This is a genomic window from Pseudomonas migulae NBRC 103157 (assembly GCF_002091715.1).
GTDB lineage: Bacteria > Pseudomonadota > Gammaproteobacteria > Pseudomonadales > Pseudomonadaceae > Aquipseudomonas > Aquipseudomonas migulae_A.
Genome location: NZ_BDAG01000002.1, coordinates 150139 through 165759, shown reverse-complemented (window position 1 = coordinate 165759; position 15621 = coordinate 150139). Strand labels below are relative to the sequence as shown.

General features: G+C 60.5%; 15 protein-coding genes. All 15 read left to right on the top strand.

Going from position 1 to position 15621, the window contains the following annotated elements; genetic code table 11:
* The first annotated feature begins 12 nt into the window (after positions 1 to 12).
* Positions 13 to 663 (top strand): TetR/AcrR family transcriptional regulator, encoded by a 651-nt coding sequence (locus tag PMI01S_RS02900; RefSeq protein ID WP_084317947.1) that lies wholly within the window; start codon positions 13 to 15, stop codon positions 661 to 663.
* 185 nt (positions 664 to 848) lie between these two features.
* The gene (locus PMI01S_RS02895) at positions 849 to 2108 is read left to right on the top strand and encodes an aromatic ring-hydroxylating oxygenase subunit alpha (RefSeq protein WP_084317946.1); all 1260 of its coding nucleotides are present in this window, start codon (positions 849 to 851) and stop codon (positions 2106 to 2108) included.
* The gene (locus PMI01S_RS02890) at positions 2109 to 2603 is read left to right on the top strand and encodes an aromatic-ring-hydroxylating dioxygenase subunit beta (RefSeq protein WP_084317945.1); all 495 of its coding nucleotides are present in this window, start codon (positions 2109 to 2111) and stop codon (positions 2601 to 2603) included.
* 10 nt (positions 2604 to 2613) lie between these two features.
* Positions 2614 to 3426, top strand: coding sequence for an enoyl-CoA hydratase/isomerase family protein (locus PMI01S_RS02885; RefSeq protein ID WP_084317944.1), 813 nt, complete (start codon positions 2614 to 2616; stop codon positions 3424 to 3426).
* Between the two features lie 2 nt (positions 3427 to 3428).
* Positions 3429 to 4157 (top strand): SDR family NAD(P)-dependent oxidoreductase, encoded by a 729-nt coding sequence (locus tag PMI01S_RS02880; RefSeq protein WP_084318054.1) that lies wholly within the window; start codon positions 3429 to 3431, stop codon positions 4155 to 4157.
* Positions 4157 to 5062: an alpha/beta hydrolase fold domain-containing protein gene (locus PMI01S_RS02875; RefSeq protein ID WP_084317943.1), complete on the top strand. Its 906-nt coding sequence runs from the start codon at positions 4157 to 4159 to the stop codon at positions 5060 to 5062. Before PMI01S_RS02880 ends, PMI01S_RS02875 begins: the two co-directional genes overlap by 1 nt.
* 10 nt (positions 5063 to 5072) lie before the next feature.
* Positions 5073 to 6551, top strand: a complete 1479-nt coding sequence (locus PMI01S_RS02870; RefSeq protein WP_208603344.1) for a hydroxymethylglutaryl-CoA synthase family protein — start codon at positions 5073 to 5075, stop codon at positions 6549 to 6551.
* Between the two features lie 6 nt (positions 6552 to 6557).
* Positions 6558 to 7760, top strand: a complete 1203-nt coding sequence (locus PMI01S_RS02865) for an acetyl-CoA acetyltransferase (protein ID WP_084317942.1) — start codon at positions 6558 to 6560, stop codon at positions 7758 to 7760.
* Entirely contained in the window at positions 7760 to 8542 is a 783-nt protein-coding gene (locus PMI01S_RS02860; RefSeq protein ID WP_084317941.1) for an enoyl-CoA hydratase/isomerase family protein, read from the top strand. The genes PMI01S_RS02865 and PMI01S_RS02860 overlap by 1 nt, the downstream gene beginning before the upstream one ends.
* The gene (locus PMI01S_RS02855; protein WP_084317940.1) at positions 8539 to 9309 is read left to right on the top strand and encodes an enoyl-CoA hydratase-related protein; all 771 of its coding nucleotides are present in this window, start codon (positions 8539 to 8541) and stop codon (positions 9307 to 9309) included. Before PMI01S_RS02860 ends, PMI01S_RS02855 begins: the two co-directional genes overlap by 4 nt.
* Before the next feature lie 2 nt (positions 9310 to 9311).
* Positions 9312 to 10835, top strand: a complete 1524-nt coding sequence (locus PMI01S_RS02850; RefSeq protein WP_084317939.1) for a 3-hydroxyacyl-CoA dehydrogenase — start codon at positions 9312 to 9314, stop codon at positions 10833 to 10835.
* Positions 10822 to 11679 carry an HTD2 family dehydratase gene (locus PMI01S_RS02845; protein WP_084317938.1) on the top strand — a complete coding sequence of 286 codons (858 nt, stop codon included), beginning with the start codon at positions 10822 to 10824 and terminating at the stop codon, positions 11677 to 11679. The genes PMI01S_RS02850 and PMI01S_RS02845 overlap by 14 nt, the downstream gene beginning before the upstream one ends.
* Entirely contained in the window at positions 11676 to 12575 is a 900-nt protein-coding gene (locus tag PMI01S_RS02840) for an HpcH/HpaI aldolase/citrate lyase family protein (RefSeq protein ID WP_084317937.1), read from the top strand. The genes PMI01S_RS02845 and PMI01S_RS02840 overlap by 4 nt, the downstream gene beginning before the upstream one ends.
* A gap of 17 nt (positions 12576 to 12592) precedes the next feature.
* On the top strand, positions 12593 to 14263 hold the full coding sequence (locus PMI01S_RS02835; RefSeq protein ID WP_084317936.1) for an acyl-CoA dehydrogenase family protein: 1671 nt from the start codon (positions 12593 to 12595) through the stop codon (positions 14261 to 14263).
* Positions 14263 to 15480 carry a CoA transferase gene (locus tag PMI01S_RS02830; RefSeq protein ID WP_084317935.1) on the top strand — a complete coding sequence of 406 codons (1218 nt, stop codon included), beginning with the start codon at positions 14263 to 14265 and terminating at the stop codon, positions 15478 to 15480. The genes PMI01S_RS02835 and PMI01S_RS02830 overlap by 1 nt, the downstream gene beginning before the upstream one ends.
* Positions 15481 to 15621: the final 141 nt, after the last annotated feature.

Genomic DNA, 15621 nt, shown 5'->3' with positions numbered 1-15621 from the left:
GCGTGAAAAAGCATGAGCAAGGTGGAAGAAGTCAAAAGACAGGCCGTGCGCCTGATGGCGGTCAAGGGCTTCGAAGCCATGTCGTTGCGTCAACTGGCGGCGGCGCTTGGGGTGCGCCCCGGCTCGGTGTATTCCCACTACGAAAGCAAAGGGCAACTGCTCCTCGATGTGCACTGCGAATTCCTGGAAGACCTGCTTTCGACTTGGTTGGAACAACGCCAAAAGCACTTTGACAGTGTGCGGATGCTGCAACGCTTTGTGAGCGTCTACGTGAGCTTTCATTACGCAAAGCGGGCTGAAAGCCGCATCGTCCAGCTGGATTTTCGTAGCCTTGATGAGGCGGGCAGGGTGCAGGTTGGCGAGCTGAGAGCTCAGTACGATGCGGAGTTGAAAATGATCCTGCAAACGGGTGAGCAGCAAGGTGTTTTCCAGTTTGCCGACTTACATGACACGCACTTGGCATTGTTCTGCGTAATGCAGGGCGTTTGCGCCAGCGAGACGCCCGAAGCACGTGCCCTGGAGGTATGTCTGTCGAGCATTTCACGGCTTGTGGGCATCCCTCCGCAATCTCGATCCCGCCTGCATGGCGAACTGCGCGTCACGGGCCGAATAGCCGCTGCGATTAAAGCCGCCATCCCCCAGGAGCAAAAACAACAAGGCTGAAGCATTCCGCAAGGAGTGCGCTTTGTTGTGGGAAGAGGTGGCGCGGTATTGCGATTCCATCTCGACCTGCAAGTGTCTGCTAACCAGTACCTGCGAACGAAATTTCGTCCAAAACGACGATTGGTCTCGACCCCCGCATCCCTAGAGTAAGAAGCGTTGAGTCTTTTTTACTCTCGAGGTTTGCGATGACGACGGCAATCTCCGCCCATGATTGGAGCAACCTGATCCAGACCGATCGGGTGCATGGCTCGCTGTACACAGACGAGCAGGTATTTCAGCAAGAGCTGGAAAAAATCTGGTATCGCACTTGGGTCTATGTCGGCCATGTCAGCGAAGTGCCCAATGCCAATGACTTCGCCCTGAAGTCGATTGGTCCGCAATCGGTGATCATGACCCGCGATCGCGATGGGCAGATCAACCTGCTGCTCAATCGCTGCCCGCACCGGGGCAATCAGGTGTGTCTGGAGCATCGCGGTAACCGTGGCTCCTTTACCTGCCCGTACCACGGCTGGACCTTCGCCAACAACGGTAACCTGCGCGGCTTTCCTTTTGCTGCCGGTTACGAAGGCGCGGATCGAAGCCAGCTGGGCATGAGCAAAGTCGCCCGTGTCGGTATTTACCAAGGTTTTGTATTCGGCAGCATGGCTGAAGAAGGCTCGAGTTTGGAGGAGCATCTCGGCGCAGCCCGCGCTGCGCTGGATGCGTTGGTGATGACCTCACCCGAAGGCGAGGTGGAAATCACTGCCGGCTTCTTGCAGCACAAAGCCAAGTCCAACTGGAAATTCCTGGTGGAGAACGAAACTGACGGGTACCACCCGCAGTTCGTGCACGCCTCGATTTTCGACGTGGCCTCCAGTGGCATTGGCGATCTGTACAGCGCCGACTCTACCGCCGTCGCCCGCGACATGGGCGATGGGCATACCGAAATCGACCTGCGCCCCGAGTTTCGCCGGATAGGCAAACCCATGGGGTGGTTCGGGACCACGGAGGAGCGTGTGCCCGAATATGTGGCCAAGATGCGGGCCGCCTACGGTGAGGAAAAAGCCAACCAGATCATGATCGACGGCACGCCGCACATCATGATTTTCCCCAACCTGTTTATCGCCGAAATCCAGATCTTCGTGATTCAGGCTGTCGCGGTAGACGAAACCGTTCAGCACGTCACCGCTCTGCAATTCAAAGGCGCGCCGGACCTCAACCGCCGCCTGCGCCAACAAACCATGGGCTCTGTAGGGCCGGCCGGCTTCCTGCTGGCTGATGACTCGGAGATGTACGAGCGCACTCAGCGCGGCGTTAACACCCGTAGTCCGGAATGGAATTACCTCGGTCGTGGCCTGGCTCGCGAACGCCGCGATGCCGACGGTTTCCTGATTGGCGACGCCACCGACGAGGTCACCACCCGTGGTATCTGGGCCCACTACCGCTCGCTGATGGAGGCGCAATAAATGAGTGAAACAATCACTTCGGAATTGGCGCTGGTCAACGAAATCAGCCAGTTCCTGTTCCTTGAAGCGCGCCTGCAGGACACCCACGAGTACGACGAGTGGGAAGCACTGTGGACCAGCGACGGTGTGTACTGGGTGCCGGCCAATGGCGATGACATCGACCCGGAAACGCAGATGTCGATCATCTACGACAACCGCTCGCGCATTTCCCTGCGCATCAAACAATTCCACACCGGCAAGCGCCACACCCAGTCGCCGCGTTCGCGCCTGGGTCGCGTGTTGTCCAATGTGGAAATCATTGAAACCAGTGGCAACGAAATTCGCGTGGCTGCCAACGCCATGGTCTTCGAGTCCAACCTGCGCGCTGAAACCGTCTGGTGTACCCGCAATGAATACCTGCTGCGCCGTGAAGCAGTCGGCCTGCGCATGGCCCGCAAAAAGGTGGTGTTGGTCAACAACGACAAAGCCCTCTACACCCTGTCTTTCCTGATTTGAGTGCCCATTGATGAGCCAGCCTGAACTGTTGATCACCTCCGGCACCGTGCTGCTGAGCTTGCATGGCGGCGTTGCCCACTTGCACCTGAATCGTCCGGACGCCGCCAATGGTCTGGATATTCCCACTCTGCAAGACCTAATTGCCGCGCTGATGCGTTGCCATGGCGAACGGCGTGTGCGTGTGGTGTTGCTCACCGGGGCGGGCGCGAACTTCTGTGCCGGTGGCGATGTGCATACCTTTGCCGGAAAGGGTGATGAACTGCCGGAATATATCCGCCAGGCCACCGTGTATTTACAAGCCGCCATCAGCGCCATGATCCATCTGGATGCACCGGTTATTGCCGCTGTGCAGGGCTTTGCCGCGGGTGGTGGCGGCATGGGCCTGGTGTGTGCGGCGGATGTGGTCATTGCGGGTGAGTCAGCCAGGTTTCTTGCCGGTGCCACTCGCGTGGCCATGGCGCCGGACGCTGGTTTGTCGGTGACCTTGCCGCGCCTGGTGGGGCCGCGCAAGGCCACGGAAATGTTGCTGATGAACCCGGTGGTGAAAGCCCCGGAAGCGCTCTCATTGGGCTTGATCAGCCAGGTCGTTGCTGACGCTGAGTTGCAGGCTGCTGCCATGGCCTACGCCCAACAAATGGCCGAGGGTGCACCACGTGCTTTGGCTGCGACAAAACGTTTGCTGTGGACGGGCGTTGGTCTTGGCGTCGATGCCGCTATGCCGGAAGAAAGCCGTACCGTTGCCGCACTGTGCCGCACCCTTGATGTGCGTGAAGGCTTGGCGGCGGTCATCGAAAAACGCACCGCCCAGTTCGAGGGGCAATGACCATGCGTACATTGACTGGTCAGCGTGCCTTCGTCACCGGCGGTTCCAAAGGTATTGGAGAAGCCATCGTGCGGCGCCTGGCGGCCGAGGGCGCCAAGGTCGTGATTGCAGCGCAGGATATGATCAGCGCCGAGCGGCTGGCCGATGAAGTGGGCGGTCTGGCCGTTCGCCTGGATGTTACCGACCTTCTTGAAGTACAGCGCGTGGTGAGCACGCTGGGTCCTTTCGAAATATTGGTAAACAACGCCGGCTACGACCAGCACGATTTCTTCACCAAAACCACGGTGGAGCAGTGGCGCTACTTGTTGGCGGTCAACCTTGAAGGCGTATTTGCCGCTACCCACGCCGCGCTGCCGGCGATGCAGGCGGCTGGTTACGGGCGAATTATCAATGTCGGTTCCGAGGCCGGTCGTCAGGGCTCCAAAGGCGGCGCGGTGTATGCCGCTGCCAAAGGCGGCGTGATCGCCTTCAGTAAATCCATTGCCCGGGAAAATGCCCGCTACGGCATCACCGTCAACGTGGTCGCGCCAGGTCCGGTGGATACGCCGTTGCTGCGCAAAGCCCTCGACGCTGGTGGTGAAAAACTGTTGGCGGCTATGAAGGCGTCCACCCTGGTGGGGCGCTTGGGCGAGCCGGATGAAGTGGCGGCGGCTGTGGTGTTTCTCGCCAGTCGTGAAGCCAGTTTTATTACCGGCGAAACCCTTGGTGTCTCTGGCGGGATGGGTTGCTGATGAGCGGCCAAAACGAAGCGGTGGAGCGGGTAATCACCCGCATCCAGACTGTGTACGGCCGCTGGCATCGGCACACGCCGATTGAAACCCTGCGCCGCGATTGGGATGACTTGTTCTGGGCCGATGAGCTGACGTGTGAAACCCAGGACGCCAGTGCCAACGGCGTACCGGTGCGTTGGATCAAAGCGCCCGGCGCCGCTGAGCAGCAGGTATTGATTTACCTGCATGGCGGCGGATTCAAGATGGGCTCACTCATCTCCCACCATGATCTGATGGTGCGCCTCTCTGAGGCCGCGGGTTGCCGGGTGCTGGGCGTCGATTATCGCCTCTTGCCCGAGCACGGTTTTCCCGAACCCCTGCTTGATGTGCTCGCGGTCTACGATTGGCTGGTGGCCCAGGGTTTCGAGCCCAATCAACTGGCCATCGCCGGGGACTCCGCAGGTGGCGGGTTGGCTGCCGCGACCTTGCTGGCCCTGCGCGACAAAGGTCGCCCGCTGCCGGCCGCCGCTGTGTTGCTGTCGGCTTGGACCGACCTTAGCGCCAGTGGCGAAAGCTACCAGACCCGCGCCGAGGCTGACCCCATTCACCAACGCCCGATGATTGTCGCCCTGGCCGCGCAATATCTGGGGAAGGACGGCGATCCGCTCAACCCCCTGGCTTCGCCGCTGCATGGCGAGCTGACTGGTTTGCCGCCGTTGCTGCTGCAAGTCGGCGACCGCGAAACCGGTCTGGACGACAGCATTCTGTTTGCCGCCAAAGCCCGTGCAGCCGGGGTTGCGGTTGAGCTGCAGGTATGGCCGCTAATGATCCACGTCTTCCAACAATTTGCCGCCGAGCTGGTGGACGCGCGCGCGGCCATCGCCTGCATCGGCACATTTTTACGCCAGCACTGGAACCCAACATGAGGACTGCATTGTGAGCATCGGTATCACCGGATTTGGCGCCTATATCCCGCGCCTGCGTTTGAACCGGCAAGCCGTGGTGACGGCCAATGCCTGGTACGCCCCCGAGCTTAAAGGCAAAGCCCGTGGCCATCGCGCCATGGCCAACTGGGATGAAGACAGCATCACCATGGCGGTGGCGGCTGCCCGCGATGCCTTGGGTGGTCAGGATCTGCAAGGCAGAGTGCGCGAGGTGATTCTCGCCTCGTGCACACTACCGTTTGCCGAGCGCCTCAACGCGGCAGTGGTTGCCGAAGCGCTAAACCTGGATGAGTACACCGGCGCCAGCGACGTCACTGGCTCGCAGTGCGCCGCCCTGGCCGGCTTTTCCCAAGCCTTGGCCAGTGCCGCCAGCGCCCCGGGCACGGTGTTGCTGACAGCGGCCGACAATCGCCGTACCCGCGCCGCCAGCGCGCAGGAGCTGGACTACGGCGATGGCGCTGCCGCGCTGTTGTTCGGTCGTGAACAGGTGATCGCTGAAGTGCTCGGCCAAGCGGCGTTGAGCGTCGATTTTATCGACCACTTCCGCCTCACTGGCCGGGAGATCGATTACTACGGTGAAGAACGCTGGGTGCGTGATGAAGGCGTTAGCCGCTGCATGCCCCAAGTGATCAAACGTGCCCTGAGCGACAGTGGCGTAGACGCTGAAGCAGTGGCGCATTTTATCTTCCCCACCTCGCTGGCGAAGATGGATGCGCAACTGGCCCAGGCCTGCGGCATTCCTGCCGAAGCGGTAGTCGATGGCCTGGCGCTGGAAGTGGGTAACACCGGCGTCGGCCATGGCCTGTTGTTGCTGGCCAAAGTACTGGAAAGCGCCGAGCCGGGGCAGGTAATCGTGCTCGCCCAATTCGGCAGCGGTGCCCGCGCCGTAGTGCTACGGGTGACCGATGAAATCAAACACTTCGCTGTTCGCCGTGGTGTGTCTGGCTGGCTGACCCGCGGCCGTGAAGAGCTCAGCTACACGCGCTTTCTCACCTACAAAGGCCAACTGCAACTGGAACGTGGCGTGCGCGGTGAGCAAGACAAAAAAACCGCGTTGAGCACTGCCTATCGCCATCGTCGCGCCATTCTCGGCCTCGTGGCTGGACGTTGCCGTGTGAGTGGTGACGTGCATTTCCCACCCTCACGGCTGACCTATACCCCCGATGCTGCCGCCCTGGATACTCAGGACGCCCATCCCTTGGCTGACCGCCTTGGCAGGGTGCTGAGCTGGTCCGCCGAGTCGCTGTCGTCCTATATGGCGCCGCCCCATCACTACGGGCAAATCGACTTCGAGGGGGGCGGTCGCATCCTGATGGAGTTCACCGACGTCGCCAAAGGCGAAGTGCAGACCGCGCTCGAGGTGGAGATGGTCTTTCGCATCAAAGACATCGACGACCTGCGCGGTTTCAAACGCTATTTCTGGAAAGCCACCCCCGTTCACACCCCTGCGCCACAAGCGCCGTTGGAGTAAGTCGTCATGCCCATTGGTATCAAAGACAAAGTTGCAATTCTTGGCATGGGCTGCTGCCGCTTCGGCGAGCGCTGGGACGCCAGCCCGGAAGATTTGATGGTCGAGGCCTACAGTGAAGCCATGGCTGATGCCGGTATTTCTCCGGAGCAAATCGACGCGGCCTGGTTCTCCACCCATATGGAGGATGTGGGCACCGGCCGTGGTGGTACACCGATGAGCATTGCCCTGCGGTTGCCGAACATTGGCGTAACCCGGGTAGAAAACTTCTGTGCCGGCGGTTCGGAAGCCATTCGCGCGGCGGTATATGCGGTGGCATCCGGTGCCTGCGATATCGCCTTGGCCCTGGGCGTGGAAAAGCTGAAAGACACCGGCTACGGCGGCCTGCCGGTGGCAACCGTCGGGACCTATATTCCACAGTGGTATCCCGGCGCCGTGGCCCCGGCCAACTTTGCTCAACTGGCCTCGGCTTACCAGGCGCGCTTTAACGTTGATCCGCAGTTACTCAAACGTGCCATCGCTCACGTATCGGTCAAAAGCCACGCCAACGGTGCCAAAAATCCCAAGGCGCACCTGCGCAAAATCATCACTGAAGAGCAGTGCCTGAAGGCGCCGATCATTGCTGAGCCATTGGGCTTGTTTGATTGCTGTGGGGTTTCCGATGGGGCGGCGGCAGTGATCGTCACCCGGCCTGACATTGCCAGGGCCATGGGCAAGACCGACCTGGTCACCTTCAAGGCCCTGCAAGTGGCGGTGTCCAACGGATGGGAAATGCAGGGCAATGGGTGGGACGGGAGCTATGTGCATACCACCCGCATTGCCGCCAGGAAAGCCTACGCCGAAGCAGGCATCACCCGGCCACGCGAGCAGATCAGTCTGACCGAAGTGCACGACTGCTTTTCCATCACCGAACTGGTGACCATGGAGGACCTGTTCCTCTCGGAACCTGGTATGGCGGTGCGCGACGTACTGGATGGCGCCTTCGACGCCGAAGGCCGAGTGCCTTGCCAGATTGACGGCGGTCTCAAGTGCTTCGGCCACCCGGTCGGGGCCAGCGGGATCCGCATGCTCTACGAAATCTACTTGCAGCTAAAGGGGCGCGCCGGTCCGCGGCAGTTGCCAGACCCGCGCACGGGGTTGATTCACAACCTGGGCGGGCAGCCATCACAGAACGTGTGCTCGATTTCCATCATTGGTAGAGAAGAAGACTGATGGCCATCCTGATTGATGATCCCGTACCCGGCGTCCGACGGTTGCTGATTAACCGTCCCGAGAAGCGCAATGCGATAAACCATGACGTACGGCAGTCACTCATCGAAGCGTTGACTGAGGCGCGTGAGCAAGCGGCTTGTCACGCCATTGTCTTGGGCGGTGTTGGAGGGATGTTTTCCGCTGGCGGCGACATCGCGACCATGGCCAATCTGGACGAGTCTGATGCGCGTGCGCGAATGAAGCACATCCATGAGCTCTGTCGTTTGTTGGGGCAATTTCCAAAGCCTGTCATATCGGCGGTAGAAGGCATCTGCGCAGGCGCGGGGGTTGGCCTGGCGTTGCTGGGAGACGTTGTGCTCACCGGCACCAAGACTCAGTTTCTGTTTCCTTTTCTGAGGTTGGGCCTCACTCCCGATTGGGGGTTGTTGCGAACGCTCCCTGCGCGAGTGGGTGTCGCCGAAGCGAAGCGCATGCTGACCCGGGGCCAATACATATCCGCCGAGGAGGCCGTGGCCGCGGGCCTGGCAGATGAGTGTGTTGGCCTGAATGTGATGGACTCGGCAGTCAGCCTGGCGAGAAGGATGAGTCTTTTGCCGCGCAACGCGTTTTCTCGAATGAAAAATCGTCTGGATCATCCGGCGGCGAGCTTGGCTGAAGAGTTGCAGCGCGAGGAGGACGACCAAGCGGTGCTTTTGCTCGGTGCCGATTTTCGCGAAGGCTTTGCCGCCTTTGCCGAAAAGCGCGAGCCGCAGTTCACCTGCACCGTGGACTACCCGGTATGAGCACACCGGTGGTGGTAGAGCGAAATGGCGCGGTGGCCATATTGCGTCTGAACCGTGTTGAAAAGCGCAATGCTCTGGACCTCGGCATGCGTGCCGCCATCGCCAGCGCCATGCAGGAACTTGAGCGTGACAACGGTGTGGCGGTGATCGTGATTACCGGGGGTGACAGCGTGTTTGCCGCTGGTGCCGACCTCAATCTGCTGGTGGACAAAGGCGCACAACAAGTGGCGGAGCTGGACCTTGGCCAGTACTGGGCGCCTGTGGCGAAAAGTCAGAAACCGCTGATTGCGGCGGTCAGCGGTGTTGCCTTGGGAGCGGGCTGCGAGTTGGCGATGATGTGCGACGTCCTGGTCGCCGACAGTTCGGCGCGTTTCGGTCAGCCCGAGGCGCGGGTGGGCATTATGCCTGGCGCTGGTGGTACTCAGCGCTTACTGCGTGCAGTGGGTAAGCCAGTGGCCAGCCTGATGCTGATGACGGGTGAGTTGCTCAACGCCGAGCGCGCTAGTCAATTGGGGTTGGTCAGTGAGTTGGTAACGGAGGGCACAGCCCTGGCACGCGCCATCGTTCTCGCTCAAGCGGCGGCAAAGATGCCGCCCAAGGCCCTTCGAGCCATCAAGCGTGTGCTGACGCTGGGGGCCGACCAATCGCTGGATGTTGCACTGGCCTTGGAGAATCGCGAATTCCTATTGCTGTTCGACACGTCGGACAAAACCGAAGGCATGCGCGCATTCCTCGACAAACGCCCGCCGCGCTACACAGGAAACTAAGCATGAGCATCCACAGCATCGCCGTGATCGGCGCCGGCACCATGGGCCGCGGAATCGTTCAGTTATTCGCCCAGGCCGGTCACCCGGTACGTTGTTATGACGCCGCCGAGGGCGCGGCGCAGAGTGCCATTGAGTTTGTCCGTGACCTGATTGACAGGGCAGTCAGCAAAGAGCGTTACAGCCGTGAGCAAGGCGACACGATTATCGCGCGCATGTCCGCCTGCACGCAGATCGAAGACTTGGCCGGTTGCGACCTGGCCATTGAAGCGGTGGTGGAGGACCTCGGGGTCAAGCGAGAGTTGTTCCATGCATTGGAAACGGTGCTCGGCGATACGGCGATCCTGGCCAGCAATACGTCTTCGCTGATGGTCGCTGATATCGCCGCCGGTTGCCGCCACCCTGAGCGCGTGGCCGGACTGCACTTTTTCAACCCGGTCCCCCTGATGAAAGTCGCCGAAATCATCGCCGCCGTGCGTACTGCGCCCGCCACTGTCGCTGCCTTGCAGTCGGTTGTAGAGGGTGCGGGTCACCGCGCGGTGGTGGCCGAAGACCAGCCGGGATTTCTGGTTAATCATGCCGGTCGCGGGCTATACACCGAAGGCTTGCGCATTCTTGAGGAACAGGTGGCCTCGGTACAGGACATCGACACTTTGATGCGCGAAGCCGGTGGTTTTCGCATGGGGCCATTTGAACTGCTCGATCTCACCGGGCTGGACGTGTCCGGCAAGGTGATGGAGTCGATCTACCAGCAGTTTTACCAAGAGCCGCGCTTTCGTCCATCGCCTCTGGTAGCACCGCGTCTGGGGGCTGGCCTTTATGGACGCAAGACGGGTGAAGGCTGGTATCGCTACTGCGACAACCTCAAAAAGCAGCTGGAACCGCCCCGGGTTGTTCCTGCGCTCAACCACGAAATGCTGGTCTGGGTGGACCCGGCTGCCGATGAGTACGAACGCCTGCAAGGTCTGGTGCTGGAGGTTGGCATGACGCTGCACAACCAGCCCGAAGAGGCGGATTTATTGCTGGTGCAGTTCTGGGGCGATGACGTTTCGCGTTACTGCTCTGTGCACGGTCTGGACCCTACCCGAACGGTGGCCGTGGACCCCCTGCCTGGTCTGGCAAACCACCGCACCCTGATGCTCAGCAGCGTCACTCGCCCAGAGGTACGCGATGCCGCCTGGGCCATGCTGGCCGCGCAGGAATACCCGGTGACGGTGATCAACGACAGCTGCGGTTTCGTTGTCCAGCGAGTGTTGGCAACGATCGTCAATATCGCCGCGGATATTGTTCAAAGGGGTATTGCCAGTGTCGCTGACCTCGAAGATGCGGTGCGCCTTGGTCTGGGTTACCCGCAAGGACCGCTAAGCCTTGGCGATGCCATTGGCGGTAAGCGTGTGATGGACATCCTTACTCGAATGCATGAGCTCAGCGGTGACCCGCGCTATCGCCCCAGCCCCTGGTTGGCCCGGCGAGCTGCATTGGGCCTCTCGTTATTGACAGCAGAGACAGCGCGCCATGGCCGAAATTGATATCGAATACTTGCGTGGCTGGATAGGCCGCGAGCGTGTGCGTGAAGAGCTGTTGACGCCGTTCGGGGTCCAGGCACTGAGCGCTGCGTTGAACCGTGAACAGGTTTCCATGCTTGGCGAGGCGCTGCCTCCGACCTGGCAATGGCTGTACTTCAATGACTGCGCCCGGCATAGCGACTTGGGTGTTGACGGCCATGGCAAGACTGGCGGCTTCCTGCCGCCGGTACCCTTGCCTCGGCGTATGTGGGCGTCGGGTGAATTCATCTGTGAGCAACCATTGCGCATTGGCGAACTGGCCGAACAGCGCTCTGTAGTCACTTCTGTTGAGCTGAAAGAGGGAAAAACCGGGAGTCTGGTGTTTGTTGGCCTGGAGCACCAGATCAGCCAGCAGGGACAACGATGTCTGGTGGAAAAGCAACATCTGGTTTATCGGGAAATGACCGTTGGTCCCAGCTCCTTGCGGTCCGGCGAAGCAGCCCCCGGAGCAGCTGATTGCCAGCAGCCATTCCAGCCTGACCCGGTGCTGCTATTTCGGTACAGCGCGCTGACCTTCAACGGTCACCGCATTCACTACGATCGCGACTACGCCATGCAGCAGGAGCATTACCCGGCGCTGGTGGTACACGGCCCATTATTGGCTACCTTGCTGGCCGAGCAGGTGGCGGTACAAATGCCCGAGGTACGTATAACCAGTTTCGGTTTTCGCGCAGTGCGTCCGGTGTTCGATACGGACCACTTGTTGCTCTGCAGTAAACGAAGTGGCGATAGTGTTGATCTGTGGACGCAAAACCAGGATGGCTTTGTCACCATGATCGCCACCGCCAAGGTGGAGGTGCCGCAATGAGTCGTGTATTCCCAATGTGGCGCTCGCTGCTGTTCGTTCCCGCACATATTGGCAAGTTCACTGAAAAGGCCCACGAACGAGGTGCCGACGCCTGCATCCTCGACCTCGAAGACAGCGTTGCGCCTGGACAAAAAAAACAAGCCCGCGATGCTGCCGGTCGTGCTGCAAAGAACATCTCCAGCCATGGTCTGGAGGTATTGGTGCGCATCAATGCGCCCGATGGCGGTGGTCTATTGGATTTGCAGGCAATCGTCAGCCCCTCCGTTTGCGCCGTGGTGCTGCCCAAAGTGGCCTCTGCCGAGGTGGTACGCCAGGTGGCCTTGCAGCTGGACCGTTTGGAAGCCGAGCGCGGTATGGTCGTGGGGCAAACGCTGATCCTCGCGCAGATCGAAGACGTAGCGGCGTTGCCATTACTGGATGAAATTGCCACGGCCTCCCCGCGGCTGATGGGGATGAGCCTGGGCCCGGAGGACTTTTCCGTGTCCGCGGGAATGGAACCTGTGCCGGAGACTTTACTGTGGCCCAACCAGCAAGTGGCCTTTGCCTGCCGGCGTGCCGGAATTCTGCCCTTTGGTTTTCCAGGCTCGATTGCCGACTTCAGTGACATCCCACGTTTTCGTCAGACTCTCGTACTGGGGCGGCAGCTGGGAATGATCGGCGCCTTCTGCATTCATCCTGAGCAAGTGGCAGTGCTTAACGAAGTGTTTTCCCCCAGTGCAGCAGAGGTCGAGTACACCGTCGCTCTGCTGGCCGAGCATGTCTGTGCCGAAGCCGAAGGCCGGGGGGCCTTTGCCTTCCGCGGGAAGATGATTGACGCGCCGGTCGTAGCCCGTGCCCGAGAACTACTGACCCGCCACATGTCTGCCATCCACTGCCAACGACTACCAGCTAAATAATGTTTGGAGTTCGACTTATGTTGCCTATTACTGCTGCCGACGATGTGCAGGGCCTGTTGTTACAGTTGCGCGGCCTACTGGAGCAGGCCATCAGTGCCTTGGCTTCACGCTGCACCAAGGGTCGGCAACTGGATGCTGAACTGCTGGACCTGATGCAAGTACCGACGTTCGAACTGGCTTGGGCCAGTGCCGAATTGTTGGCCGCCGAGCGTTCATTGCAGGCCATTGATGCCGGCACCAGTTCGGTGGATCGGCGCCTGATTTTAGTGTTTGCTGTTGAGGCGATCACCCTGGTGCACAGCCGCCTGGAGGCTATTTATGCCGAGCTGGACCTGGCCGACGGCACCCTGCATGCCATCGCTGCCGACCAGAAGCTGCGTGCACTGCGTCGTAGTGTTTTATCTAGCACTGCTCTTCATGACAGTGCGCGGCTAATGGTCGAACGCCCCGAGCAGATCGGTCAGGTGGCGATGGGGGACGAACTGTCGATGATTGAGGATCAGTTCCGCCGCTTCGCTGCTGACACAGTGGCACCACTTGCCGAACACATTCATCGCGAGGACCTCATCATCCCCGACAGTTTGTTGGCGGCGTTGCGCGATATGGGCGTCTTCGGGCTGTCCATTCCTGAGCGGTACGGCGGCAGCGCTCCAGACGATCAGGAGGATCCGTTGACCATGATTGTGGTCACCGAAGCGCTGTCTCAGGCCTCACTGGCTGCAGCGGGCAGCCTGATCACTCGCCCGGAAATTCTCTCGCGAGCGCTGCTGAGCGGCGGCACAGAGTCCCAGAAGCAGCACTGGCTTGCGCGACTGGCTGTGGGAGATCCGTTGTGCGCAATTGCAATTACCGAACCTGATTACGGCTCCGATGTGGCCGGCCTGACCCTGCGGGGAACTCCTTGCGAGGGCGGCTGGCGCCTGAATGGAGCGAAAACCTGGTGTACCTTTGCCGGGAAGGCAGGGGTGCTGATGGTGGTCACGCGTACTAATCCCGACAAAAGCCTGGGACACCGCGGACTGAGTTTGTTGCTGGCGGAAAAACCTAGTTACGACGGTCACGAATTTGATTTTCGCCAGCCCGGGGGAGGGAGCCTTACCGGGCGGGCAATTCCCACTATCGGCTATCGGGGAATGCACTCGTTTGATCTGTCGTTCGAGGATTTCTTTGTTCCCGACGGCAATGTGATCGGCGAAGCCCAAGGCCTGGGCAAAGGCTTTTACCACACCATGGCGGGGATGACCGGGGGGCGCATGCAAACCGCCGGACGAGCCAGCGGCGTAATGCGTGCGGCACTGTTGGCAGGGCTGCGATATGCCACAGAGCGCAAGGTATTCGGTTCCCCGCTGTTGGACTATCCACTGACCGGCGCCAAGCTGACAAAAATGGCTGCACGTTACGTAGCTAGCCGCTACCTCACCTATTCGGTGGGTCGCATGTTGGCTCAGGGCGAGGGCCGTATGGAGGCCAGCCTGGTGAAATTGTTCGCCTGCCGTAGCGCAGAACTGGTGACACGCGAATCCCTGCAAATTCACGGCGGCATGGGCTATGCCGAGGAGGTCGCGGTGAGCCGCTACTTTGTTGACGCACGGGTGCTGTCGATTTTTGAGGGCGCCGAAGAAACCCTGGCGTTGAAAGTGATTGGCCGCAGCCTGTTGGAAGCAGCCCTCAAAGCCGAGGCCGCCTAATGGGCGAGGCTATTCTCAAGGGCATGCGCGTGGTCGAGGTATCGGCCTTCGTCGCCGCGCCGTCAGGTGGCATGACCCTGGCGCAGATGGGGGCCGATGTAATCCGCATCGACGGCCTCGACGGTGGCCTGGACTATCGCCGCTGGCCGGTCACCGACGACAATACCAGCCTCTTCTGGGCCGGGTTGAACAAAGGTAAACGCTCGGTGGCCATTGATATAAACAACCCTCAGGGTCGTGAATTGGCCCAGGCGCTGATCACCGCGCCGGGTATAGACGCCGGCATGCTGTTAACCAATTTTCCACCCCGAGGCTGGTTAGACTATGACTCCCTGCGTGCACAGCGTGCGGACCTGATTCAGTTGACCATTCAGGGCGATCGCCATGGCGGCTCGGCGGTTGATTACACGATTAATCCACGCATTGGCTTGCCCTATCTTACCGGCCCGCAGGACGCCAATGGCGCGGTCAACCATGTGCTGCCGGCCTGGGATCTGATCACTGGGCAAATGGCGGCCGTTGGGCTACTTGCCGCTGAGCGTCAGCGCAGCCGGCATGGCATTGGTCAGCAGGTGAAGTTGGCGCTGGAAGATGTGGCGTTGGCCGTAATGGGGCATTTGGGTTTTCTTGCCGAAGCCCAGCGCGGCGTACAGCGGCAACGCCACGGCAATGATTTGTTCGGCGCCTTTGGCCGCGATTTTGTGACCCGTGACGGGCAGCGCATTATGGTGGTTGGCCTGACCCTCAAACAGTGGCGCAGCCTCTGCGAGGTCACGGCTATCACCGAACAGGTGGCGGCCTTGGGTCGACTCCTGCAGGTCGACCTGAATCGCGAAGGTGAGCGCTTTCACGCCCGTGAGGCCTTGGCCGCATTGATCAGCCCCTGGGTGGCGGACCGCACTCTGGCAGAGATAACCGCCCTCTTGGAAAACAGCGGTGTGTGCTGGAGCCACTACCAGAGCATCAGCACCCTGCTTGAAGACGACCCGTCCTGCTCCGAGCAAAACCCGTTGTTCAAACGGTTGGAGCAGCCCGGTATCGGCCAAGTACTCACCCCCGGCATGCCCTTGCGTTTCAACGATCACTATCGCTCGCCGCAGCCGGCACCGCAATTAGGTGCTGATACTGAGGCGGTGTTGATGGATGTGCTGGGGTTGAGCAGTAGCGAGTTCGGCGCGTTGCATGACCAAGGATTGGTGCGCATCGCCCATCCGTAGGTTGAGCAAGGCGAAGTCCGAATTGGCACCTCATCTACCTCAAGGGCGGACTTCCAAGCTGGCGCGAAACAACCTGCGTCCTGAGCTACCCAGATCGTCGCAAACGACGATGTACCCGCACCAGCGACGAGCGAGCATGGC

What these genes read in the sequence shown, in the direction of transcription:
- PMI01S_RS02880 (WP_084318054.1), top strand. Translation starts at nt 3,429, where the DNA reads ATGCGTACATTGACTGGTCAGCGTGCCTTCGTCACCGGCGGTTCCAAA.
- PMI01S_RS02835 (WP_084317936.1), top strand. Translation starts at nt 12,593, where the DNA reads ATGTTGCCTATTACTGCTGCCGACGATGTGCAGGGCCTGTTGTTACAG.
- PMI01S_RS02830 (WP_084317935.1), top strand. Translation starts at nt 14,263, where the DNA reads ATGGGCGAGGCTATTCTCAAGGGCATGCGCGTGGTCGAGGTATCGGCC.
- PMI01S_RS02840 (WP_084317937.1), top strand. Translation starts at nt 11,676, where the DNA reads ATGAGTCGTGTATTCCCAATGTGGCGCTCGCTGCTGTTCGTTCCCGCA.
- PMI01S_RS02855 (WP_084317940.1), top strand. Translation starts at nt 8,539, where the DNA reads ATGAGCACACCGGTGGTGGTAGAGCGAAATGGCGCGGTGGCCATATTG.
- PMI01S_RS02850 (WP_084317939.1), top strand. Translation starts at nt 9,312, where the DNA reads ATGAGCATCCACAGCATCGCCGTGATCGGCGCCGGCACCATGGGCCGC.
- PMI01S_RS02885 (WP_084317944.1), top strand. Translation starts at nt 2,614, where the DNA reads ATGAGCCAGCCTGAACTGTTGATCACCTCCGGCACCGTGCTGCTGAGC.
- PMI01S_RS02845 (WP_084317938.1), top strand. Translation starts at nt 10,822, where the DNA reads ATGGCCGAAATTGATATCGAATACTTGCGTGGCTGGATAGGCCGCGAG.
- PMI01S_RS02890 (WP_084317945.1), top strand. Translation starts at nt 2,109, where the DNA reads ATGAGTGAAACAATCACTTCGGAATTGGCGCTGGTCAACGAAATCAGC.
- PMI01S_RS02900 (WP_084317947.1), top strand. Translation starts at nt 13, where the DNA reads ATGAGCAAGGTGGAAGAAGTCAAAAGACAGGCCGTGCGCCTGATGGCG.
- PMI01S_RS02895 (WP_084317946.1), top strand. Translation starts at nt 849, where the DNA reads ATGACGACGGCAATCTCCGCCCATGATTGGAGCAACCTGATCCAGACC.
- PMI01S_RS02865 (WP_084317942.1), top strand. Translation starts at nt 6,558, where the DNA reads ATGCCCATTGGTATCAAAGACAAAGTTGCAATTCTTGGCATGGGCTGC.
- PMI01S_RS02875 (WP_084317943.1), top strand. Translation starts at nt 4,157, where the DNA reads ATGAGCGGCCAAAACGAAGCGGTGGAGCGGGTAATCACCCGCATCCAG.
- PMI01S_RS02860 (WP_084317941.1), top strand. Translation starts at nt 7,760, where the DNA reads ATGGCCATCCTGATTGATGATCCCGTACCCGGCGTCCGACGGTTGCTG.